Origin of the sequence: Micromonospora sp. L5, from assembly GCF_000177655.2 — a bacterium.
Lineage (GTDB): Bacteria > Actinomycetota > Actinomycetes > Mycobacteriales > Micromonosporaceae > Micromonospora > Micromonospora aurantiaca.
The window spans coordinates 3,509,761-3,530,174 of record NC_014815.1 but is presented as its reverse complement, the minus strand read 5'-3'; the positions used below and the strand labels follow the sequence as shown (position 1 = coordinate 3,530,174).

The 20,414-nt window shown below is 72.5% G+C and carries 21 protein-coding genes and 1 pseudogene; 6 read left to right on the top strand and 16 right to left on the bottom strand.

The window, feature by feature from the left end; translation table 11 throughout:
- Positions 1 to 42: 42 nt before the first annotated feature.
- The 11 genes from ML5_RS16715 to ML5_RS16665 all read right to left on the bottom strand — a co-directional run bounded on the left by ML5_RS16715 (position 43) and on the right by ML5_RS16665 (position 10,736).
- Positions 43 to 1,038, bottom strand: a complete 996-nt coding sequence (locus tag ML5_RS16715; protein WP_013475473.1) for an amidohydrolase family protein — start codon at positions 1,036 to 1,038, stop codon at positions 43 to 45.
- A 3-nt stretch (positions 1,039 to 1,041) separates the two neighbouring features.
- Positions 1,042 to 1,566 (bottom strand): 3-hydroxyanthranilate 3,4-dioxygenase, encoded by a 525-nt coding sequence (locus tag ML5_RS16710; RefSeq protein WP_013475472.1) that lies wholly within the window; start codon positions 1,564 to 1,566, stop codon positions 1,042 to 1,044.
- On the bottom strand, positions 1,559 to 1,984 hold the full coding sequence (locus ML5_RS16705; protein ID WP_013475471.1) for a RidA family protein: 426 nt from the start codon (positions 1,982 to 1,984) through the stop codon (positions 1,559 to 1,561). The genes ML5_RS16710 and ML5_RS16705 overlap by 8 nt, the downstream gene beginning before the upstream one ends.
- Positions 1,985 to 2,103: 119 nt before the next feature.
- The gene (locus ML5_RS16700) at positions 2,104 to 2,877 is read right to left on the bottom strand and encodes a 2-keto-4-pentenoate hydratase (protein WP_013288060.1); all 774 of its coding nucleotides are present in this window, start codon (positions 2,875 to 2,877) and stop codon (positions 2,104 to 2,106) included.
- Positions 2,874 to 3,929 carry a 4-hydroxy-2-oxovalerate aldolase gene (gene dmpG, locus ML5_RS16695; protein ID WP_013475470.1) on the bottom strand — a complete coding sequence of 352 codons (1,056 nt, stop codon included), beginning with the start codon at positions 3,927 to 3,929 and terminating at the stop codon, positions 2,874 to 2,876. Before dmpG ends, ML5_RS16700 begins: the two co-directional genes overlap by 4 nt.
- Entirely contained in the window at positions 3,926 to 4,861 is a 936-nt protein-coding gene (locus ML5_RS16690) for an acetaldehyde dehydrogenase (acetylating) (RefSeq protein ID WP_013288062.1), read from the bottom strand. Before ML5_RS16690 ends, dmpG begins: the two co-directional genes overlap by 4 nt.
- Positions 4,858 to 5,655, bottom strand: a complete 798-nt coding sequence (locus ML5_RS16685) for a 2-keto-4-pentenoate hydratase (RefSeq protein ID WP_013475469.1) — start codon at positions 5,653 to 5,655, stop codon at positions 4,858 to 4,860. The genes ML5_RS16690 and ML5_RS16685 overlap by 4 nt, the downstream gene beginning before the upstream one ends.
- A 74-nt stretch (positions 5,656 to 5,729) precedes the next feature.
- Positions 5,730 to 7,211: a 2-hydroxymuconic semialdehyde dehydrogenase gene (locus ML5_RS16680; protein WP_041784551.1), complete on the bottom strand. Its 1,482-nt coding sequence runs from the start codon at positions 7,209 to 7,211 to the stop codon at positions 5,730 to 5,732.
- 20 nt (positions 7,212 to 7,231) lie between these two features.
- Positions 7,232 to 8,560, bottom strand: coding sequence for an NAD(P)/FAD-dependent oxidoreductase (locus ML5_RS16675; RefSeq protein WP_013288065.1), 1,329 nt, complete (start codon positions 8,558 to 8,560; stop codon positions 7,232 to 7,234).
- Positions 8,557 to 9,837, bottom strand: coding sequence for a kynureninase (gene kynU / locus ML5_RS16670; protein ID WP_013475467.1), 1,281 nt, complete (start codon positions 9,835 to 9,837; stop codon positions 8,557 to 8,559). The genes ML5_RS16675 and kynU overlap by 4 nt, the downstream gene beginning before the upstream one ends.
- A gap of 14 nt (positions 9,838 to 9,851) precedes the next feature.
- Positions 9,852 to 10,736, bottom strand: coding sequence for a tryptophan 2,3-dioxygenase (locus ML5_RS16665; protein WP_013475466.1), 885 nt, complete (start codon positions 10,734 to 10,736; stop codon positions 9,852 to 9,854).
- 142 nt (positions 10,737 to 10,878) lie between these two features.
- Between ML5_RS16665 and ML5_RS16660 the strand changes: the two genes are divergently transcribed.
- The 3 genes from ML5_RS16660 (at position 10,879) to ML5_RS16650 (ending at position 12,791) form a co-directional block, all read left to right on the top strand.
- Entirely contained in the window at positions 10,879 to 11,319 is a 441-nt protein-coding gene (locus ML5_RS16660; RefSeq protein WP_013288068.1) for an Lrp/AsnC family transcriptional regulator, read from the top strand.
- Positions 11,320 to 11,397: 78 nt separating this feature from the next.
- Positions 11,398 to 11,907 carry a hypothetical protein gene (locus ML5_RS16655; protein ID WP_013475465.1) on the top strand — a complete coding sequence of 170 codons (510 nt, stop codon included), beginning with the start codon at positions 11,398 to 11,400 and terminating at the stop codon, positions 11,905 to 11,907.
- Between the two features lie 14 nt (positions 11,908 to 11,921).
- The gene (locus ML5_RS16650; protein ID WP_013475464.1) at positions 11,922 to 12,791 is read left to right on the top strand and encodes a class F sortase; all 870 of its coding nucleotides are present in this window, start codon (positions 11,922 to 11,924) and stop codon (positions 12,789 to 12,791) included.
- A gap of 9 nt (positions 12,792 to 12,800) precedes the next feature.
- On the opposite strand, the gene ML5_RS16645 is transcribed toward ML5_RS16650, so the two are convergent.
- The gene (locus ML5_RS16645; RefSeq protein ID WP_013288071.1) at positions 12,801 to 13,340 is read right to left on the bottom strand and encodes an HNH endonuclease; all 540 of its coding nucleotides are present in this window, start codon (positions 13,338 to 13,340) and stop codon (positions 12,801 to 12,803) included.
- A 228-nt stretch (positions 13,341 to 13,568) separates the two neighbouring features.
- Here ML5_RS16645 and ML5_RS16640 point away from each other — a divergent pair, with 228 nt between their 5' ends.
- The 3 genes from ML5_RS16640 to ML5_RS16630 all read left to right on the top strand — a co-directional run bounded on the left by ML5_RS16640 (position 13,569) and on the right by ML5_RS16630 (position 16,696).
- Positions 13,569 to 14,624: a mechanosensitive ion channel domain-containing protein gene (locus ML5_RS16640; protein WP_030273292.1), complete on the top strand. Its 1,056-nt coding sequence runs from the start codon at positions 13,569 to 13,571 to the stop codon at positions 14,622 to 14,624.
- A 233-nt stretch (positions 14,625 to 14,857) separates the two neighbouring features.
- Entirely contained in the window at positions 14,858 to 16,231 is a 1,374-nt protein-coding gene (locus ML5_RS16635) for an MFS transporter (RefSeq protein WP_030273289.1), read from the top strand.
- A gap of 78 nt (positions 16,232 to 16,309) precedes the next feature.
- Positions 16,310 to 16,696, top strand: a complete 387-nt coding sequence (locus ML5_RS16630) for a globin (protein WP_174361815.1) — start codon at positions 16,310 to 16,312, stop codon at positions 16,694 to 16,696.
- Positions 16,697 to 16,703: 7 nt separating this feature from the next.
- Here ML5_RS16630 and ML5_RS16625 read toward each other — a convergent pair.
- From ML5_RS16625 to ettA, 4 genes and pseudogenes are all read right to left on the bottom strand, one after another.
- Positions 16,704 to 17,287 (bottom strand): annotated as a pseudogene (locus tag ML5_RS16625) (YbjN domain-containing protein).
- A 131-nt stretch (positions 17,288 to 17,418) separates the two neighbouring features.
- Positions 17,419 to 18,081 carry a hypothetical protein gene (locus tag ML5_RS16620; RefSeq protein WP_013288076.1) on the bottom strand — a complete coding sequence of 221 codons (663 nt, stop codon included), beginning with the start codon at positions 18,079 to 18,081 and terminating at the stop codon, positions 17,419 to 17,421.
- On the bottom strand, positions 18,078 to 18,521 hold the full coding sequence (locus ML5_RS16615; protein WP_013288077.1) for a thioesterase family protein: 444 nt from the start codon (positions 18,519 to 18,521) through the stop codon (positions 18,078 to 18,080). The genes ML5_RS16620 and ML5_RS16615 overlap by 4 nt, the downstream gene beginning before the upstream one ends.
- 13 nt (positions 18,522 to 18,534) lie before the next feature.
- Complete coding sequence (gene ettA, locus ML5_RS16610) at positions 18,535 to 20,211, bottom strand: energy-dependent translational throttle protein EttA (RefSeq protein WP_013288078.1); 1,677 nt, start codon at positions 20,209 to 20,211, stop codon at positions 18,535 to 18,537.
- Between the last annotated feature and the right edge of the window lie 203 nt (positions 20,212 to 20,414).

Here is a 20,414-nt window from a genome sequence, read left to right as displayed (position 1 = left end):
GTTCCGGGTGCGTCTGCCCTCGGCAGACGCACCCGGAGTTCGTCAGCGGCCGAGGAACCGCAGCGCGTTGCCGCCGAGCAACGCGTCCCGCTGCGCGTCGGTGAGGAAGTCCGCCCGGTGCACCACCTGGCCGACCGGCCGCTCCCCCAGCGGGTACGGGTAGTCGCTGCCGAGCAGCACCCGCTCGGCGCCCATGGTGTCCACGAGCAGCCGCAGCGCGGCCGGCTCGAAGACCACCGAGTCGACGTGGAACCTGTCGACGTACGAGCTGGGCGGCGCGCTGGACGCGCCGCGCACCAGGTCTCCGCGGCGGTGCCAGGCGTTGTCGGCGCGGCCCAGCCAGAACGGGAAGCTGCCGCCGCCGTGCGCGAAGCAGATCCGCAGCGTGTCCGGCACCCGGTCGAACACGCCGCCGAGGATCAGCGCGAGCACCGACAGGTGCGTCTCGGCCGACATCCCGGTCAGCCAGCGGGCCATCCACCGGTCCAGCCGGGGGCCGCCGGGCATGTCCCACGGGTGCACGAACACCGGCGCGCCGACCTCGGCGCAGTGGGTCAGGAACTGCACGATGCCCTCGTCGTCCAGGTCCCGGTCGCCGACGTGGTTGCCGATCTCCACGCCGGCGTGCCCCGCCGACAGGCAGCGGTCCAGCTCGGCGCAGGCCGCGTCCGGGTCCTGCAACGGCACCTGGCAGAACGGCACCAGCCGGCCGTTGCCGGCCGCTGTGACCTCCAGCGTGAGGTCGTTGAAGATCCGGGCCACCTTGACCGCCTGGTCGGCCGGTCGGTCGTAGCTGAAGAACACCGGGGTGGGCGAGACGACCTGCACGTCCACGCCGTCGGCCTCCATGTCGGCCAGCCGGGTCGGCGCGTCCCAGCACTGCGCGCCGATCGGGCGGAACTCCGTCTCCCCCACCATGACCATGGCGGCGCGCTCGGAGTCCACCCGCAGCCAGGGCCAGCCGGACCCGCCGCACGCCGCGGCGAGGTCCGGCCACCCCTTCGGTACGACGTGCGTGTGCACGTCCACGACCGGCACGCGTCAGCCCTTGCCCGGGTGCAGCGCGCCGCAGTTGTCGCAGGTACGGGCCTTCTCGTCGGCGTAGAAGGCGGCGAAGACCGGGGGCAGGTCGGCGGCGATGTCGCGGACCTGCAACTCCACCTCGTGCACCTCGTGGTGGCACTCGCCGCAGTACCACTGGAACTTCTCCAGCGTGCCCTCCTCGCGGACCCGCTCGATCACCATGCCGATCGAGCCGGCCTCGGGACGCTGCGGCGAGTGCGGCGTGTTGCGCGGCAGCATCCACATCTGCCCCTCGCGCACGTGCACCGTACGCGGGCCCTCGGGCAGCATCAGGTTGATGTGCATGTTGCCCTTGACCTGGTAGAAGAACTCCTCGTACGGGTCGACGTGGAAGTCCGTGCGCTGGTTCGGGCCGCCCACCACCATGACGATGAAGTCGTCGCTGCCGGGCAGCATCTCCTTGTTGCCCACCGGGGGCTTGAGCAGGTGCTGGTTCTCGCCGATCCAGCCGGAGAAGCTGAACGGCTCGGCGATCTCACTCATGGGAACCTCCCGACGGAAGTAGGGCGACGGCCTGCATCTCGATCAGCAGATGCGGATGCGGAAGCTGGTGCACGGCGACTGTGGTCCGGGTCGGCCCGGTGACGTCGAAGAACTCCGCCCACACCTCGTTGTAGCCGCCGAAGTCGTTCATGTTGACCAGGTAGCTGGTGACCTGCACCAGGTCGTTCAGGTCGGCGCCGACCGAGCGGAGCAGGTCGCGGATGTTCTCGACCACGGCCCGGGTCTGCTCCCGGATGTCCAGGTCGGTGGTGCCGAACTCGTCCACCGACACCCCGGCGAACGTGTTGTCCGTCCGGCGCGACGACGTACCGGAGACGTAGACGAACCCGCCGGCCACCTTGACGTGCGGGAACGCGCCCCGCGGCACGGCCTTCCCAGCCACCACCCGGGCGGTCACGGCAGAACCGCCTTCCGTTCGCGACTGCGGGGCTCGCAGACCCGGCTCACTCCTCGCGCTCACCGGGCCGCTTTCCGTTCGCGACTGCGGGGCTCGCAGACCCGGCTCACTCCTCGCGCTCACGAGAGAGCCTTCAGAGAGGCGGATCCCAGCTTCTCCACAGTGGCGCGGACGTGCGCACCGGGGCGCAGCGGCACCGCGGCGGTGGCCGCGCCGGCCAGGAACACCCAGCCCTTGCGCAGTCGTACGCCGTGCCGGCCGGCCAGCCGCAGCCCCTCGTCCAGCGCGCGGCGCGGGTCGCCGAGGATGGCAGCGGTCGAGCCGACCTGCGCCACCCGCCCGTCGATCTCCAGCAGCACGCCGAGGTTGTCCAGCCCGTCCGGCACCGGCGACCACGGCCCCACCACGAACGCGGCGGCCGAGGTGTTGTCGGCGATCACGTCCGGCAGCGAGAAGGTGAAGTTCGCGTACCGGGAGTCGATCAGCTCGATCGCCGGGGCGACCGCGCGGACGGCACGGGTGAACGAGCCGACCGGTTCGCCCGGGTCGGGCAGCCGGTCCAGCAGGAACGCCACCTCCGGCTCGACCCGGGGGTGGATGAAGTCGCCGACGTCGACGCCGCCGCCGTCGGGCACCCGCATCACGTCGGTCAGCCGGCCCCAGATCACCTCGTCCACGCCGACCTGCGCCATCTTGGCCTTGCTGGTGAGCCCCATCTTGAGGCCGACCAGCCGCTCACCCCGGTCGAGGCGGCGCTTGACCAGCGCGGTCTGCACCGCGTACGCGGCGTCGACGTCGAGGCCGGTCTCGGCGGCCAGCTGCGGGATCGCGGTGGCGTCGTCGGCCGCCGCGCCCAGCTTCTCCGCGATGCCGGCGATGTCCGGCCCGATCATGAGTTCTCCCTACCCGCCAGGTCCAATGCCACGTCCACGATCATGTCCTCCTGGCCGCCGACCATCCGGCGACGGCCCAGCTCGACCAGGATCGAGCGGACGTCCACGCCGTACTTGGCCGAGGCCCGCTCGGCGTGGCGCAGGAAGCTGGAGTAGACACCCGCGTACCCCAGGGAGAGCGTCTCCCGATCCACCTGGACCGGCCGGTCCTGCAACGGGCGGACCAGGTCGTCGGCGGCGTCCATCAGCGCGAACACGTCGCAGCCGTGCTTCCAGCCGTGCAGCTCGGCGACCGCCACGAACACCTCCAGCGGCGCGTTGCCCGCGCCGGCGCCCATACCGGCCAGCGACGCGTCCACCCGGACGGTCCGTCCGGACGGCGAGCCGAGCGGGCCGTCGCCGAGGATCCGGCCGTGCTCGACCGCGAGCACGCTGTTCGCCACACCCAGCGACAGGTTGTGGTGCGCGTGGATGCCGATCTGCGTCTGGGGTTCCAGCACCTGCCGGTACGCGTCGACGCGCTGCGCCACGTCCGACATCAGCAGCCGCCCGCCGGAGTCGGTGACGTAGACGCAGTGCGCGCCGTACGACTCCATCAGCTTGGCCTGCGCGGCCAGCCCGGCCGGGTCGTTGAGGTGCGACATCATGAGGAACCCGGAGACGTCCATGTCGTTCTCCCGGGCCCAGGCGATGTGCTGGGCGGAGATGTCCGCCTCGGTGCAGTGGGTGGCGATCCGGACGCTGGTCACGCCGAGCGCCTTCGCCGCCTTCAGGTCGGCGATGGTGCCGATGCCCGGCAGCAGCAGCGTGGTGAGCCGCGCGGTGGTCAGCACCTCGGCGGCGGCGGCGATCCAGTCCGCGTCGGCGGCGGCGCCGTGCCCGTAGTTGACGCTGGAACCGGCCAGGCCGTCGCCGTGCGCCACCTCGACCGCCGCCACACCGGCCGCGTCGAGCGCGGCGGCGATGGTACGCACCTGATCGACCGTGTAGCGGTGGGCGACGGCGTGCATGCCGTCGCGCAGCGTCACGTCCTGGATGTAGAGGTCGGTCATCGGGCACTCACCTCCGGGGAACGCAGCGCCACCAGCCGCTCCGCGGTACGCAGCGCGGCCGACGTCATGATGTCCAGGTTCCCGGCGTACGCGGGCAGGTAGTGCCCGGCGCCGGAGACCTCCAGGAACACCGACACCTGGAGGCCGGTGAAGTGCCGGCCCAGCACCGGCGCGTACGTGTCCACGGCGTCGAACTGCACGTCCTGCTTGAGCCGGTAGCCGGGCACGTACTCCTGCACGGCCTTCACCATGTCGGCCACCGAGGCGGCGATCGCGCCCCGGTCGGCGTCGGCGTCCGGGCACAGGCAGTAGACCGTGTCACGCATGAGCAGCGGCGGGTCGGCCGGGTTCAGCACGATGATGGCCTTGCCGCGCTCGGCGCCGCCGACCACCTCGATGGCGCGGGCGGTGGTCTCGGTGAACTCGTCGATGTTGGCCCGGGTGCCGGGCCCGGCCGACTTCGAGGCGATCGAGGCGACGATCTCGCCGTACGCGACGGGGGTGACCCGGCCGACCGCGTGCACGATCGGCACCGTGGCCTGGCCGCCGCAGGTCACCATGTTGACGTTCGGCTCGCCCAGGTGCTCGTCGAGGTTCACCGGCGGCACCACGTACGGGCCGATCGCCGCGGGCGTCAGGTCGACGACGGTACGGCCGTGCGCCCGCAGCACCTCGTCGTGACGCTTGTGCGCGCCGGCCGAGGTGGCGTCGAAGACGAGCTGGACGTCCGCGAACTCGGGCAGCGCCACGAGGCCGTCGACGCCCTCGGCGGTGGTGGTCACGCCGAGCCGGCGGGCCCGGGCCAGACCGTCCGAGGCCGGGTCGATGCCGGCCATCGCCACCATGCGCAGGCTCTCACTGAGCCGCAACACCTTGATCATCAGGTCGGTGCCGATGTTGCCCGACCCGAGCACCGCCACTCCGACAGTCATGACGTTCCCTCCGAGGAGAAACAGGTACGCACCGAGCCGAGCCCGGAGATGCGCGCCTCGTACGCGGCGCCGGGCGTGACCGGCACCATCGGGCCGAGCGCGCCGGAGAGCACCACGTCACCCGCCTTGAGCGGGTCGCCCGCCCGGGCCATGGTCGCGGCCAGCCACTGCAACGCGTGCAGCGGATTGCCGAGGCAGGCCGCGCCCGCGCCGACCGAGACCGGCTCACCGGCGTGCTCCAGCACCATGCCGCACAGCCGCAGGTCCACGTCGGCGAGCCGCCGGGGCGCGGTGCCGAGCACGAACAGCCCACTGGAGGCGTTGTCAGCCACCGTGTCCACGATGGAGATGTCCCAGTCGGCGATCCGCGAGTCGACGATCTCGATGGCCGGCAGCACGTGGTCCACCGCCCGGATCAGGTCGACTGTGGTGACCCGCTCGTCCGGCAGGTCCGCGCCGAGCACGAAGGCGATCTCCGCCTCCACCCGCGGCTGGAGCAGCCGGCCGATCGGCACCTCGACGCCGTCGCCGACGGCCATGTCGTCGAACAGCACCCCGAAGTCGGGCTGGAAGACGCCGAAGCTCTCCTGCACGGTCCGCGACGTCAGGCCGATCTTCGCGCCGACGCGGCGGTGTCCCTTGCCCAGCCGTTGCCGGGTGTAGACCTGCTGCACCTGGTACGCGGCCTCGATGTCGCCCTCGGGCAGCAGCCGGCCGCGCAGCGGCGGGCAGGGTTTCCCGTCCTGCCGGGCCACTGCGAGTTCCCGGTTGGCGGCCTCGATGTCCACGGTCATGGCGGCTCCTCGCTTACGTCGCTGGGGATTCCGGCCATTCTGCCCACCGCGCGCGCCCGCGCCAGTCCGCGCGCTCATGTGAGGTCCACGCAGACGTTGGTGAGTTCGGAGTAGAAGTCGAGCGAGTGCACGCCGCCCTCGCGGCCCACACCCGACGCCTTCACCCCGCCGAACGGGGTGCGCAGGTCGCGCAGGAACCAGGTGTTGACCCAGACGATGCCGGCGTCGAGCCGGGCGCCGGCCCGGTGCGCCCGGCCCACGTCCCGCGTCCACACCGTCGCCGCCAGGCCGTAGGCGGTGCCGTTGGCCAGCGCGAACGCCTCGTCCTCGTCGTCGAACGGCGCGACGTGCACCACCGGGCCGAAGATCTCCTCCTGGTTGGTGCGGGCGTCCGGGCCGAGTCCGGTGAGCACCGTCGGCTGCACGTACGCCCCGCCGTCGCGGGCGTCCCCGAAGCGCGGCGTGCCCCCACCGGCGCGCACCTCGGCGCCCTCGGTGCGGGCCAGCGCGTAGTGGCCGAGCACCTTGTCCCGGTGCCCGTGCGAGATGAGCGGCATGTTCGCCGTGGCCTCGTCGTCCGGCCAGCCGTACGCCAGCTCGTCGGCGCGCTTGGCCAGCCGCGCGGTGAACTCCTCGAACACCGGCCGCTGCACGTAGATGCGCTCGGTGCACAGGCACACCTGGCCGCCGTTGGTGAAGCTGGACCGCACCGAACCGGCGACCGCCGCGTCCAGGTCGGCGTCGGCGAACACCAGGCCGGCGTTCTTGCCGCCCAGCTCGAAGCTGACCGCCTTCACCCCGTCGGCGGCGGCGCGCATGATCGCGCTGCCGGTCGCCGACTCGCCGGTGAACGTGATCGCGTCCACGCCCGGGTGCCGGGTCAGGTGCTCGCCGGCCGAGCCGGGGCCGAAGCCGTGCACCAGGTTGAACACGCCGTCGGGCACGCCCGCCGCGGCCATCACCTCGGCCAGCAGCGTGGCCGACGCGGGGGTCTCCTCGCTGGGCTTGACCACCACGGCGTTGCCGCAGGCCAGCGCCGGGGCGACCTTCCAGGTGAGCAGCAGCAGCGGCAGGTTCCACGGCACGATCACCGCGACCACGCCGACCGGCTTGCGGACCGCGTAGTTCAGCGCCCGGCCACCGGCCGGGGTGACAGTGGTGAACGACTCGGTGGGCGCGGTGGCCACGATCTCGGCGAACGCCCGGAAGTTCGCAGCGCCGCGCGGGATGTCGAGCGTACGGGCCTGCGAGATGGCCTTGCCGGTGTCGGCGACCTCGGCGGCGACCAGGTCGTCGAAGCGCCGCTCCAGCTCGTCGGCGACCCGGCGCAGCACCTCGGCGCGTTCCCGCTCCCCCATCCGGCCCCACGGGCCGCGCAGCGCCGACCGGGCCGCGGCGACCGCGTCGTCCACTGTCGACTGGGACGCCTCGACCACCTCGAACACCGGCTCGCCGGTGACCGGGCTGCGCTTGGTGAACCGGCTGCCGACGTCGACGAACTCGCCGCCGACGAAGTTGCGCAGCAGGCCGGGACCGTCCGGCGCGTGGCCGGTCATCAGGCGGGGATCCCAGAGCGTCATCGCCGCCTCCCCAGCGCCGCGCGGACACCGCCGGCCAGCAGCGCGACCGCGCCGGCCGCTACCGCGCCGACCACCGCGTACTGCGCGCGCACCCGGCGGCGCACCTGCGCGTACGGGGTGGTGGAGAACGAGACCAGCTCGTACTGGGAGACGTAGCGGCCGGGCAGCGCGCGCTCCAGCGCGTGCTCGACCTGCTTGCGGGTCCGGAACACCGGCGAGGCGACCTTGTCCCGCATCTCCACGAAGTTCGCCAGCGCCATCCGGGCGATCGCCTCGGCGTTGTCCTGGCGGCGGTGCTGGAACAGCGGCAGCGCGGCGGCCCACTCGTCGTCGCACTCGTCGAGGCAGCGGTCCAGCTCGACCACGTCCTCGAACGCGCAGTTCGCGCCCTGGCCGTAGAACGGCACGATGGCGTGCGCGGCGTCGCCGATCAGGCCGACCCTGCCTGCCACCTGCCACGGCGTGCAGCGCACGGTGCCGAGCACACCGACCGGGTTGTGCTGGTAGTCGTCGACCAGGTTCGGCGCGAGCGGGACCAGGTCCGGGTAGTGGGTGGCGAAGAACTGCTCGATCGCCGCCGGGCTGCTCAGCGAGGCGAAGCTGCGGGTGCCGTGGGTGGGCCAGAACAGCGTGCAGGTGAAGGAGCGGTCCGGGTTCGGCAGCGCGATCATCATCGAGGTGCCGCGCGGCCAGATGTGCAGCGCGCCCGGGTCGAGCGCGAACTCCCCGCCCAGCGGCGGGATGGTCAGCTCCTTGTAGCCGTAGTCGAGGAAGTCCAGGCTCTCGGTCAGGCCGCCGTACGCGAGCAGTTGCCCACGCACCGCGGAGCCGGCGCCGTCGGCGCCGAGGACGACCGAGGCGGTGGCGGTGACCTTGCCCTGCGGGGTCTCGAACGTCATCTCGCCGCCGAGCGGGTCGAGCCCGACCAGCCGGTGGTCGAACGCGACGCGCACGTTCGGCAGCGCGGCGGCGGCGTCGAGCAGCGCGTTGTTCAGCGCGCCCCGGCTGATCGAGTTGATCGCCCGGTCCCCGGATCCGCTGTAGGACTGGAACTCCGGCTCGCCCTCGACCGGGTGGATCATGCGGCCGCGCATCGGCAGCGCGTCCGCCATGACCTCGTCCTCCAGGCCGATGCGGCGCAGCGCGTCCAGGCCACGCTCGGACAGCGCCAGGTTGATCGACCGGCCCCGCTCGGCGGTGCCGGTACGCGGGTCGGGCCGCCGCTCGTAGAGGGCCACCGGGTAGCCGCGCCGGGCCAGGTAGCAGGCCAGCAGACAGCCGGCCAGCCCGGCGCCGACCACGGCGATCTCGTCGCGCTCGCTCACGAGCCCTCCTTCTCAAACGTTGCCGCCAGCGCCTCGGCGACCCGCCAGCAGTCGTGGTACGAGGAGTACAGCGGCACCGGCGCGAACCGGACGATGTCCGGCTCCCGGGCGTCGGCGACCACGCCGTGCTCGTGCCGCAGCCGCTTGGTCAGCTCGTTCGCGCTGCCCACCCCGATCCGCACCGAGAGCTGACAACCGCGGCGGGCCGGGTCGCGCGGGGTGACCACTGTCAGCGGGCGGCCCGGCGTCACCTCGTCGAGCAGCTGCTCCAGCCAGGCGGTGAGCCGCAGGCTGCGCTCGCGCAGCGCGGGCATGCCGACGGAGTCGAACAGCTCCAGCGAGGTACGCACCGGGCCCATCGCGAAGATCGGCGGGTTGGAGATCTGCCACGCCTCCACTGTGGCGGGCGGCCGGGACACCGGGGTCATCTCGAACCGGGTGGCCGCCTCGGTGCTCCACCAGCCCTCGAACCGCGGGATCGACGGGTCGCCGAGGTGCCGCTCGTGGACGAAGACGCCGCCCAGCGCGCCAGGGCCGGAGTTGAGGTACTTGTACGAGCACCAGGCGGCGAAGTCCACGTCCCAGTCGTGCAGCGCCAGCGGCACGTTGCCGGCGGCGTGCGCCAGGTCCCAGCCGACCACCGCGCCCGCGGCCCGGCCGGCAGCGGTGATGGCGGGGATGTCCATCAGCTCGCCGGTCAGGTAGTTCACGCCGCCGAGCATCAGCAGCGCCACCGTGTGGCCCTCGCGGGCCAGGAAGTCCAGCACGTCCTCGGTGCCGAGCGTGTCCGAGCCGGGGCGCGGCTTGAGGCGTACCACAGTGGTGTCCGGGTCCAGGCCGTGGAAGCGGGCCTGGCTGCGCACGGCGTAGCTGTCCGAGGGGAACGCGCTGTCCTCGATGACGATGCGGGTGCGCTCGCCCGCCGGCCGGTAGAAGCTGACCATCAGCAGGTGCAGGTTCACCGTGAGGGAGTTCATCACCACGGTCTCCGCGGGCAGCGCGCCGACCAGGCGGGCGGCCGGTGCGGTCAGCAGCTCGTGGTACGGCAGCCAGGGCCGCTCCGACTCCAGGTGTCCCTCGACGCCCAGGCGACTCCAGGCGTCCAGGTCGGCGAGGAGTTCGTCCCGGGTGGCCCGGGGCTGCAGGCCGAGCGAGTTGCCCGCCAGGTACGCCGTGTCGGGGTAGCGCCCGCCGTCGGCGGGTGGGATGTGGAACAGGTGCCGGTGGCCGGGGTCTGCGGCGTCGCGGCGGAGGGCTTCGTTCTCGGGGGTGTGCATGCTGTTCTCTCTCGTCACATCGCGGTGCGGGCCGACCACAGCTCCGGGAAGACCACCCGGGCCATGCTGCGCTGCAACCATGCCAGTCCGGCGGAACCACCGCTGCCGACCTTGGCGCCCATCGTGCGCTGGACGGCCTTGACGTGGTTCCAGCGCCAGTCGCCGAACTCCTCGGCGATCTCGGTCAGCGCGTCGCCGAGCAGGCGCAGGTGGTTGTCCGGGCCGTTGTCGCCGTAGATCCGGACCCAGGCCGCCTCGATCGCCGGGTGCGCCTCGTGCTCACGGTTCACGTCCCGCGACAGCAGCTCGGCCGGCACGTCGAAGCCCTTGCGGGCCAGCAGCGCCACCACCTCGTCCCAGAGGCTCGGCGTGGCCAGCGCGGCGGTCAGCTCGTCGTACACCTCGGTCTGCCGGCGGAACGGGCGGATCAGCGCCCGGTCGCGCAGGCCGAGCAGGAACTCCAGCTGCCGGTACATGGCGGACTGGAAGCCGGAGCCCTCGCCGAGCCGGTCGCGGAAGCGGTTGAAGTCGGCCGGGCTCATCCAGCGCAGGCCGTGCCAGGCGGCGTTGAGGCCCTCCAGGTGCAGGGCGGCGCGGCGCAGCGGAGGCAGGGCCTCCCAGATCCGGTCCTCGCGCAGCTCGCGCTTGGCGTGCCGCAGCTCGTGGCAGGTCAGGCCGAAGTACAGCTCCATGATCTGGCTGACCATCAGGAAGGACATCTCGCCCGGGTCGTCGCTGAGCGGCTCCTGGAGCCGGTGCAGTGTGCTGGCCCGTACGTACGCGTCGTACGGCACGCGGTCGGCGAACTCCAGCGTCGGCTCGCCGCCGTTGCGCGCCGCCCGAGCCGCCCGTTCCTGGGGGGTTACCGGGCGCACCGCCGTCGTCTGTTCCACAGTCATTCTCCGTCCGTGCGCGGGGTAGAAGTCATGATCCCGCTGGTGGACGGCCGAATGGAATGCCTGTTCAACGGCGGTATGGTGGTCTCACTTCGCGAACCGAAACCATCTCGCGTCGCTGTCTTTACGGAAGGAAGGTCCGCGCGTGGACGACATGGACTGGGCGCTGCTGCGCGAGCTCCAGGCCGACGCCCGGCTCTCGTACAGCGAGTTGTCCCGCCGGGTCCACCTGTCGCCGCCCGCTGTGGCCGAGCGGGTACGGCGGCTGGAGGAAGCCGGCGTGATCACCGGCTACCACGCCCACGTCGACCTCACCCGGGCCGGACGCACAGTGCTCGCGCTGATCCGGATGTCCTGCTACGGCGCGCGCTGCATCCTCAACGACCCCGACGTCGCGGGCTGGCCCGAGATCATGGAGATCCACCGGATCACCGGGGACGCGTGCAGCATGCTCAAGGTCGCCGCCACGAACATGGGCGAGTTCGAGGAGGTCATCGACCGTCTCGCGCCGTACGGGCAGCCGTCCAGCACGATGGTGCTGTCCACCCCGCTGGCCTGGCACCCCGTGGTCAAGGCGCCCCGTTAGCTACCCCCGCCCTCCGGGAAAGCAGGCGCCGCTGCCCGTCAGTGGTCCGGCGCATCGTCGCGCCGGGAGGGGGGAACCATGCGAGGGCTCGTGTCACATCGTGCGTTGTCGTCCCTGTTGGGCCTGCTCGGCCTGGTCGCGGCGTTCGTCCTGACCACCGCGCCGCCGGCCCGGGCCGGGGAGAGCGTGTTCATCGAGGTGACGCCGAACAGCGTCCAGGCCGGTTCCCGGGTCAACCTGCGGGCCGGCTGCGACAACAGCAACAACCGCCAGGCGCAGGTCACCTCGGACGCCTTCGGGCGGGTGACGCTGCGGTCCGACAACGGCTTCCTCACCGGCTCGGTCACCGTGCCCGGCAACAAGGCGCCCGGCGACTACCCGGTGAACCTGGACTGCTCCAACGGCAACACCGCCTCGACCATGCTCACAGTGCTCAACATGGCGCAGCCGAGCAAGGGGCCGGCGACCGGCGGCGGTGGCACCGCGGGTAGCCGGGGCACGGGCTCGCTGCTGCTGGTCGGCGGCCTGGTCGCGGTGGCAGTGGTGGCCGGTGTGAGCGCCCGCCGCAAGCCCGGCGGCCGCGTCTGACGAGAGGTGCCGCAATGGCCCGCTCATCGCGCCGCCGGGACCGTACCGGCCCGGCGGCGGACCGCACCCGCCGCGCCGCCGCCCGTCCCGGTCGCCGGTCGCCGGAGCGCGCCGGCCGGCTCCGGGCCGCGCTGCGGCTGACGTCCCGGGCCGCGCGCCGGTTCGCCCACGTCGCCGGGCACGCGTTCTCGGCCAGCGTCGCCACCGCCGACCCGCAGTCCCGGCCGGTCGAGACCCGCGCCGGACGGACCACCACCCGCCGGTACGCCCCGAGCCGCAGCCCCGGCGTCCCGGTGCTCGTGGTGGCGAGCGTGATGGCGCTGATCGTGGCCATGCTCGGCGTGGAACGGGTGACCGGGGTCAGCGTGCTGCCGGACCGGATCGTCGCCGGCCTGCGCCCGCCGCCGAAGAAGTTCCCGGTGCTGCCGGCCAGCCCGCCGACGGACCTGAGCATCGGCAAGCTGAACCTGCGCGCGCCGGTGCACCGGGTCGGCATCGCGCCGGACGGCAGCATCGCGGTGCCGGACGTGGAGCGCGCAGGCGAGGTCGGCTGGTACGACCAGGGCCCCACCCCCGGCCAGTACGGACCGGCCGTGCTCGTCGGGCACGTCGACACCACCACCGGTCCGGCCGTCTTCCACGGGCTGAAGGAGCTGGACGACGGCGACCGGATCGAGGTGACCCGCGAGGACCGGTCGGTGGCGGTGTTCGAGGTGACCTCGATCGAGCGGTACGGCAAGGAGAAGCTGCCTGTGGAGGACGTCTACGGCGACTTCAGCCGGCCCAACCTGCGGCTGATCACGTGCGGCGGGCGCTGGGTGGGCGGCGAGACCGGGTACGCGGACAACCTGGTCGTCTACGCCGCGCTGGTCAAGGCGCGCTGAGCGGGCCGGTCAGGCCGCCTCGGGCTCGGGTTCGCGCAGGTCGAGCCAGTCCGCCCAGCGCGGGTCGGGGGCGCGGTGCCCGAGCACCCGCCACGCGGCTCCTTTGGGCGCGGCCGGCAGGTGGTGCAGCCGCCAGCCCAGCTCGGCGGGCGTCTTGTCGCCTTTGGTGTGGTTGCACCGCGCGCACGCGGCGACCACGTTCTCCCAGGCGTGCCGGCCGCCCCGGCTGCGCGGGAAGACGTGGTCGATGGTCTCGGCCGGCCCCCGGCAGTACGCGCACCGCCACCCGTCGCGGGCGAACACGGCCCGCCGGGACAACCCGACGTGGGTGCGGTACGGCACCCGGACGTAGCGGGTCAGGCGCACCACCGAGGGCACCGGTAACGCGTTGCGCGCGCTGTGCAGGATGCCCTCGCCGTCGGCGACGCAGACCGCCTTGGCGGAGAGGACGAGGATCGCGGCACGACGCACCGACACGACGCACAGGGGCTCGTAGGTGGCGTTGAGAACGAGTGCACCGGAGCCCGCCGTGGGTCGTATGTCAGGCATCGCGCTCACCCTCCCGGTCCAGTCGCTCCCGCCTCGTCTGCGCCGGAACCGCCCCGCGGACAGCGCGGGACGGCTCCGACGCCGGCCGGATCACCGACGTCCGTTGCGCCAATAGTCCCTGATCGCGCCCCGGATTGCACGTACTAATCCGGGGCTACCCCCCGGGTAGCGACACTTCGCCGAGGTGGCGGTGTCCGCCGCCCGCCAGGCGTGCGGTACGAAAGCAGAGTGAACGTCTCCGACCTGATCTCCGCCGTGCTGGCCGCCGTCTCCGACCGGAAGCCGGACTGCCAGGGCAGCAGCTCATGCGAGTGGGTGTACCGAGTGACGAACTCCGCCTGGTTCGCCGAGAGCAGCTACTGGATCCTGTTCAAGCCGCTGCGGGTGGCGCTGATCCTGCTGCTCGCGGTGGCCGCCCGGTGGGCGCTGCACCGGACCATCAACCGGCTGGTGCGGACCACCACCGACGGCGCGGTGCCGACCATGCTCCGCCCGCTGCGCGAGCGGATCCCCAGCGCCTCGCTCGACCCGGACCAGTTCGTGCCGGAGCGGCGGCGGCAGCGGGCCGAGGCGATCGGGTCGGTGCTGCGCAGCATGGTCACCGCGTTCGTCTTCGGCATCGCGCTGCTGATGGTGCTCAAGGAGTTCAGCTTCGACCTGGCCCCGCTGCTGGCGAGCGCGGGCATCGCCGGCGTGGCGCTCGGCTTCGGCGCGCAGAGCCTGGTCAAGGACCTGATCGCCGGCCTGTTCATGCTGATCGAGGACCAGTACGGCGTCGGCGACACGGTCGACCTGGGCGAGGCCACAGGCGTGGTCGAGGCGGTGGGGCTGCGGGTCACCACGGTCCGGGACGGCCGCGGCGTGCTCTGGTACATCCGCAACGGCGAGATCGTCCGCGTCGGGAACAAGAGCCAGGGCTGGGCGCTCGTCGTGGTCGACCTGCCGATCGGGTTCGCCGGCACCGAGGAGGCCACCGCCGTGCTGCGTACCGCGGCGGCGTCGGTGGCGCTGGACCCGGAGCTGGCGCCGAGCATCGTGGAGGAGCCGGAGGTCCTCGGCGTCGAGCAGATGACAGTCGACGGCGCGGTGATCCGTACCGTCGTCAAGACCACCGCGGACGGGCAGTTCGCGGTCGGCCGCGAGCTGCGCCGCCGCCTCGCGGAGGCGCTGGAGAACTCCGGCATCGTCGCGCAGATCGCGGCCGCACGGCTGTTCCCGGGCCTGCCGGTCCAGCCACCGGCGCCGCCCGCTGCCGAGGGTACGGGCACCGGCGGACCCACCTGAGTCGCCGGACGAGCCGGACGATTTCCGGGGTTCCGCACCGCGCGGCCCCTCGGGTATCGTCCGTTCGTTCAGTCGGAGATGCGACGATCAATCCGTTCGCCCTAGCCAGTTGTCAGACGATCGGGCAGAATCCGGTGCACACGCTCCACCGGGGGGCGTGCTCGTGTCCTCGCTGATCGGTTGATCTGACGACGGTTCCCGGTCGGGCCATCACAAGTGGTCGACCAGGAACGATGGAGGCGACGGTGTCCGACGCGCGACCCGCCCGGGAGGCCCCGGCCACCTTCCGGGACGTCTTCGGTCAGTCGGAGTTCCGCGCCATCTTCGCCGCCAACACCCTCTCCTGGGTGGGCGACTACCTGGCCCGCGCCGCGGTCACGGTGCTCGTGCTGCGCGAGACCGATTCGGTCGCGCTCTCCGCCGCCGCGTTCGCCGCCAGCTACCTTCCCTGGCTGGTCGGCGGCCCGCTGCTCTCCGCGCTCGCCGAGCGGCACAACTACCGCCGGGTCATGGTCGTCTGCGACCTCCTCCGGATGGCGCTGATGGCGCTGGTCGCGATGCCCTGGATGCCGACCTGGTCGATCTTCGCGCTGATCTTCCTGGCCACGCTCGCGAACCCGCCGAGCCAGGCGGCGCGGTCGGCGCTGATGCCGCATCTCCTGACCGGCGACCGGCTGGTCGTGGGCCTGGCCGCGTTCACCAGCGCCGGCCAGGCAGCCCAGGTCGTCGGTTACCTGATCGGCGCCACGGTGGCGGCGCTCAACCCGAACACCGCGCTGCTCGTCAACGCCGTGACCTTCGCCGTCTCGGCCGCGCTGGTCCGCTTCGGCGTCCGCGAGCGGCCACCGGCGATGGCCGAGGTGCACCGCAGCCACCTGCTGCGGGAGACCGTCCAGGGCTTCCGGATCGTCTTCGAGCGGCCGGTGCTGCGCGCCATCGCGGTGCTGGTGTTCAGCGCGATGCTCTTCTCGATCGTCCCCGAGGGACTGGCAGCGGGCTGGGCCGCCGACCGGACCGACGGCCGGATGGACGCCGGCACCGCGCAGGGGCTGATCATGGCCGCCGTCCCGGTCGGCTACATCCTCGGCGGGCTGACCATCAGCCGGCTCGTCGGCCCGGAGCGGCGGCTGACGCTGATGCGACCGTTGATGATCATCGCGCCGGCGACACTCGTACCCGCGTTGTTCAACCCGCCGCCGACGGTGGTGGCGCTGCTGGCCGGGGGGTGCGGTTTCGCCGTCGCCGGGCTCGTCCCGGTCGCCAACGGCCTGTTCGTGCAGGCGCTGCCGGACGGCTTCCGGGCCCGGGCGTTCGGCGTCATGGCCAGCGGCACGCAGATCATCCAGGGTGCCGCGGTGCTGGTCACGGGCGCGCTCGCGGAGCGGTTCTCGGTCCCGTCGGTGGTCGGCGTCTGGAGCGCCGCCGGTGTGCTGATCATGACGGTCGCGGCGCTCGCCTGGCCCCGGCCACAGGTGATCCACGAGGCCGTCGCGGCCGCCCGCGCCGAGTCGGCGGCCGGTGGCGGGCCGGCGCACGCGCACGCGCCCGGCCCCGCGTCCGGTGACCGGAACCGCGAGCACGGGCGACACCGGCACGCGGTGACGTGATCCGCGCCGCCCGGCGGGCGGGCGCGGGTGCCGGGCCGCACCTGGCAGGATGGAAGCGTGACTTCCCCAGGCGAGTCGATGACCCTCTTCGAGGCGATCGGCGGTGAACCGGCCTTCCGCAAGCTGGTGGACGAGTTCTACGCCGGTGTGGCCGACGACCCGCTGCTGCGGCCGATGTACCCGGAGGAGGACCTGGGCCCGGCGGCGGACCGGCTGACCCTGTTCCTCATCCAGTACTGGGGCGGACCGCACACCTACTCCGAGCAGCGCGGCCACCCGCGGCTGCGGATGCGGCACGCCCCGTTCCGGATCGGCGCGGCCGAGCGGGACGCCTGGCTGCACCACATGCGCCGGGCGGTGGACACGCTCGACCTGCCGCCGCAGCTCGCCGCCGCGCTCTGGGACTACCTGGAGCGGGCCGCGTACTTCATGGTGAACGTGATGGAGGACCCGGCCGCGGGCTGAGCCCGGCTCAGAGCAGGGCGCCCTCGTCGTGCAGCCAGTCGACGAACGTGACGGCGACCGCGGCGCCGCAGTCGAGCATCTCGACGAGCAGCGCGTCGTGGGCGCCGGCGCCGAGCGGGACCTGCAACTCGGCGTAGATCGGAAGCTGACCGCGCTCGGTCGGGTCGCCGATGTACGCCTTGCAGAAGCGCCGGGTGTGGTTCCACTCGTTCACGACGCGGTAGGCCCGGTCGGCCCAGTCCGGCGGGACCGTCGCGTGCGGGCGGGCCCGCATCACCAGGATCTCGTCGTCCGGGCCCTCCAGCGCGACGAGCACGGCGTGCCGCTCCCACATGGCCAGCAGGTTGCCGTCGCCGTCGGCCAGATAGCGGACGTCGAGCAGGTCGAGCGCGTCGCAGACCCGGCTCAGGGTGACCGGCGCGACGGTGGCCGGCATGTCCGCGAGGACCGGCCGCTCAGGTGGCGCCGGTCGTCCCCCGGCTGGCGAGGGGTCGGTGGGCCGACCCGGATGGTGTCATCCACTGTGGTCCCGCTTCGAGTCTCCGGCTCCCCGCCAGCGGCGGGACCAGGGCGCCATGACCACCACGGCATCGCTCGCGCACCTCACTCCCCAGCGGATCCGGACGCCTACGGTGCGTTGGATCCGAGGATGGACGGTACCCGGACAGACGGCGTGAGGCATCCCCCCAACGACCGCCCCAAACCGGAAGGACGAAGCGGGGTCATCCGTTCGGATGACCTACCGTCGGCCTGAGTGCAAGATCGGCGACGGTACGCGACCAGGCCGCCCCGAACGGTCCGACGAGTCCGACCCATCGACCAGCCGTACGCACCTGAACGTCGTCCGCGCCCGCGCCGAGGAAACCCATCCGGACCAGGGCCTGCACCAGCCGCTGCGACACCTCCACGGGTGTGCGAGGCGCCTCGTCCGGGGTCACCACCACGGCGACGTGGTCCAGCAGCGCGTCCCGCAGCACCCGCTGCCCGACCGCGCGGCCCGCCACGCCGTGCGTGGCCGCCTCGCGCAGCGTCCCGGCCGCCGCCTCCGCGATCCGGAGCAGTTCGGCGCCGGGCAGCGCCTCCACCGCCCGGCTCGCGGCCGGTGGGAGCTGCCACCGCCAGCCGTCGTCCCGGCGTACCGGAAGCGCGGCGCCCCCGGCGGAGAGTTCGGCCAGCAGTTCCCCCGCGGCGACCGTGACGTCCCCGGGAGCGGCGCCCGGCACGGTTCGGACCACGAGCACCCCCCACGGCAGACGCGCCCAGAGGGCGGTACGGCCCGCCCCGGGCACCGGCCGCAGCCGGACCAGCGTGGCCGGGTCGAACCGGACCAGCCGGGCCAGGAAGGCCCCGGCGTCGGCCGTCCCGGTCAACCCGTGCCCGGTCATCCGCTCAGCCCCGGCGCGTAGCGGAGCAGGAACGCCCGCTCCTCCGGCGAGATCCGGCGCGGGCGCTGCGCCGTCAGGTCGAACGGCACCAGCAGCGACCGGGCGGTGCCGGCCAGCGTGTCGCCGTCGTACAGCTCGTACGCGACCGAGAAGGAGGCGGCCCTGATCTGGTCCACCCACAGCTCGATCCGTACCGTCGGGGCGGCCTCCGCGCTGGCCCGGCCGAGCGCGTAGTCGACCGGGCGCAGGTAGTCGACCTCGTGCCGGCGGATGACCACACCGTCGGCGAACGAGCCCACTCCCCACGCCCGGCCGCCGGCGAACATCATCGCCACCCGGGCCTCCTCGTAGAGCGTGAGGAAGCGGGCGTTGTTGACGTGGCCGTACGCGTCCAGGTCGGACCAGCGCAGCGCGCAGTGGTAGACGAACCGGTCAGACAAGGGTCGGCCCCGGTCAGTCGCGGGTGAGCTTGCGGTAGGTCACCCGGTGCGGACGGGCCGCCTCGGCGCCGAGCCGGTCGACCTTGTTCTTCTCGTACGCCTCGAAGTTGCCCTCGAACCAGAACCACTTGGCCGGGTTCTGGTCGTCGCCCTCCCAGGCCAGGATGTGCGTGGCGACCCGGTCCAGGAACATCCGGTCGTGGGAGATGACCACGGCGCAGCCGGGGAACTCCAGCAGCGCGTTCTCCAGGCTGGACAGCGTCTCCACGTCCAGGTCGTTCGTCGGCTCGTCGAGCAGGATCACGTTGCCGCCGATCTTGAGCGTCAGCGCCAGGTTGAGCCGGTTGCGCTCGCCGCCGGAGAGCACCTTGGTCGGCTTCTGCTGGTCCGGCCCCTTGAAGCCGAACGCGGCGATGTACGCCCGGGACGGCATCTCGACCTTGCCCACCATGAGGTGGTCCAGCCCGTCGGAGACGACCTCCCAGACGGTCTTGTCGCCGTCCAGACCCTGCCGGTTCTGGTCGACGTACGACAGCGAGACGGTCTCGCCGACCCGGACCGAGCCGCCGGTCGGCTGCTCCAGCCCGACGATGGTCTTGAACAGCGTGGTCTTGCCGACGCCGTTCGGGCCGATGATGCCGACGATGCCGTTGCGGGGCAGCGAGAACGACAGGTCGTCGATCAGCACCCGGTCACCGAACGCCTTGGTGAGGTTCTGCGCCTCGATGACCGTGTTGCCCAGACGCGGGCCCGGCGGGATCTGGATCTCCTCGAAGTCCAGCTTCCGGGTCTTCTCCGCCTCGGCGGCCATCTCGTCGTAGCGGTCCAGGCGGGCCTTGGACTTGGTCTGCCGCGCCTTGGCGTTCGAGCGGACCCACTCCAGTTCCTCGGACAGCCGCTTCTTCATCTTGGCGTCGCGGCGTCCCTCGACGGAGAGCCGGGCGGCCTTCTTCTCCAGGTAGGTGGAGTAGTTGCCCTCGTACGGGTAGGCCCGGCCGCGGTCCAGCTCCAGGATCCAGTTGGCCACGTTGTCCAGGAAGTACCGGTCGTGGGTGATCGCCAGGACGGTACCGGCGTACTTGGCCAGGTGCTGCTCCAGCCACTGCACGCTCTCCGCGTCCAGGTGGTTGGTGGGCTCGTCGAGCAGCAGCAGGTCCGGCGCCTCCAGCAGCAGCTTGCACAGCGCCACCCGGCGGCGCTCACCACCGGAGAGCTGGGTGACGTCGGCGTCCGGCGGCGGGCAGCGCAGCGCGTCCATTGCCAGTTCGAGCTTGGAGTCGATGTCCCACGCGTCGGCGGCGTCCAGCTCCTCCTGGAGCTTGCCCATCTCCTCCATCAGCTCGTCGGAGTAGTCGGTGGCCATCTGCTCGGCGATGGCGTTGAACCGCTCCAGCTTGGCCTTGGTCTCGGCGACCGCCTCCTCGACGTTGCCGAGGACCGTCTTCTCCTCGTTGAGCGGCGGCTCCTGCGCGAGCATGCCGACGGAGTAGCCGGGCATGAGCCGGGCCTCGCCGTTGCTCGGCCGGTCGAGCCCTGCCATGATCTTGAGGAGGCTGGACTTACCGGCGCCGTTCGGACCGACCACCCCGATCTTGACACCCGGCAGGAAGTTCAGCGTCACGTTGTCGAGCACGACCTTGTCGCCGTGCGCCTTGCGCGCCTTGTCCAGGACGTAGATGAACTGGGCCACGGTGCGGGCTACCTCCGTCGGTTGCGATCGCGGGCTTGTCGGGTGCGGGGCGCGGGCGTCGATCTCCGCCTGCCGCCGCCGGCCGGGAGCCGGCCGCGCGCACGCCGCCGTCAATCCTGACAGGTACGGACCGCCACGCCCACATCACCCCACCCCAGGGGTACGGCGGCGAGCCTCGTCGCCGACACCGGTAGCACTCGTGG

Coding starts and splice junctions, on each gene's coding strand:
- ML5_RS16710 (WP_013475472.1), bottom strand. CDS start 1,566: ATGAGTGAGATCGCCGAGCCGTTCAGCTTCTCCGGCTGGATCGGCGAG.
- ML5_RS16700 (WP_013288060.1), bottom strand. CDS start 2,877: ATGATCGGGCCGGACATCGCCGGCATCGCGGAGAAGCTGGGCGCGGCG.
- dmpG (WP_013475470.1), bottom strand. CDS start 3,929: ATGACCGACCTCTACATCCAGGACGTGACGCTGCGCGACGGCATGCAC.
- ML5_RS16690 (WP_013288062.1), bottom strand. CDS start 4,861: ATGACTGTCGGAGTGGCGGTGCTCGGGTCGGGCAACATCGGCACCGAC.
- ML5_RS16685 (WP_013475469.1), bottom strand. CDS start 5,655: ATGACCGTGGACATCGAGGCCGCCAACCGGGAACTCGCAGTGGCCCGG.
- ML5_RS16680 (WP_041784551.1), bottom strand. CDS start 7,211: ATGACCGGCCACGCGCCGGACGGTCCCGGCCTGCTGCGCAACTTCGTC.
- kynU (WP_013475467.1), bottom strand. CDS start 9,837: ATGCACACCCCCGAGAACGAAGCCCTCCGCCGCGACGCCGCAGACCCC.
- ML5_RS16665 (WP_013475466.1), bottom strand. CDS start 10,736: ATGACTGTGGAACAGACGACGGCGGTGCGCCCGGTAACCCCCCAGGAA.
- ML5_RS16655 (WP_013475465.1), top strand. CDS start 11,398: ATGCGAGGGCTCGTGTCACATCGTGCGTTGTCGTCCCTGTTGGGCCTG.
- ML5_RS16650 (WP_013475464.1), top strand. CDS start 11,922: ATGGCCCGCTCATCGCGCCGCCGGGACCGTACCGGCCCGGCGGCGGAC.
- ML5_RS16645 (WP_013288071.1), bottom strand. CDS start 13,340: ATGCCTGACATACGACCCACGGCGGGCTCCGGTGCACTCGTTCTCAAC.
- ML5_RS16635 (WP_030273289.1), top strand. CDS start 14,858: ATGGAGGCGACGGTGTCCGACGCGCGACCCGCCCGGGAGGCCCCGGCC.
- ML5_RS16630 (WP_174361815.1), top strand. CDS start 16,310: ATGACCCTCTTCGAGGCGATCGGCGGTGAACCGGCCTTCCGCAAGCTG.
- ML5_RS16620 (WP_013288076.1), bottom strand. CDS start 18,081: ATGACCGGGCACGGGTTGACCGGGACGGCCGACGCCGGGGCCTTCCTG.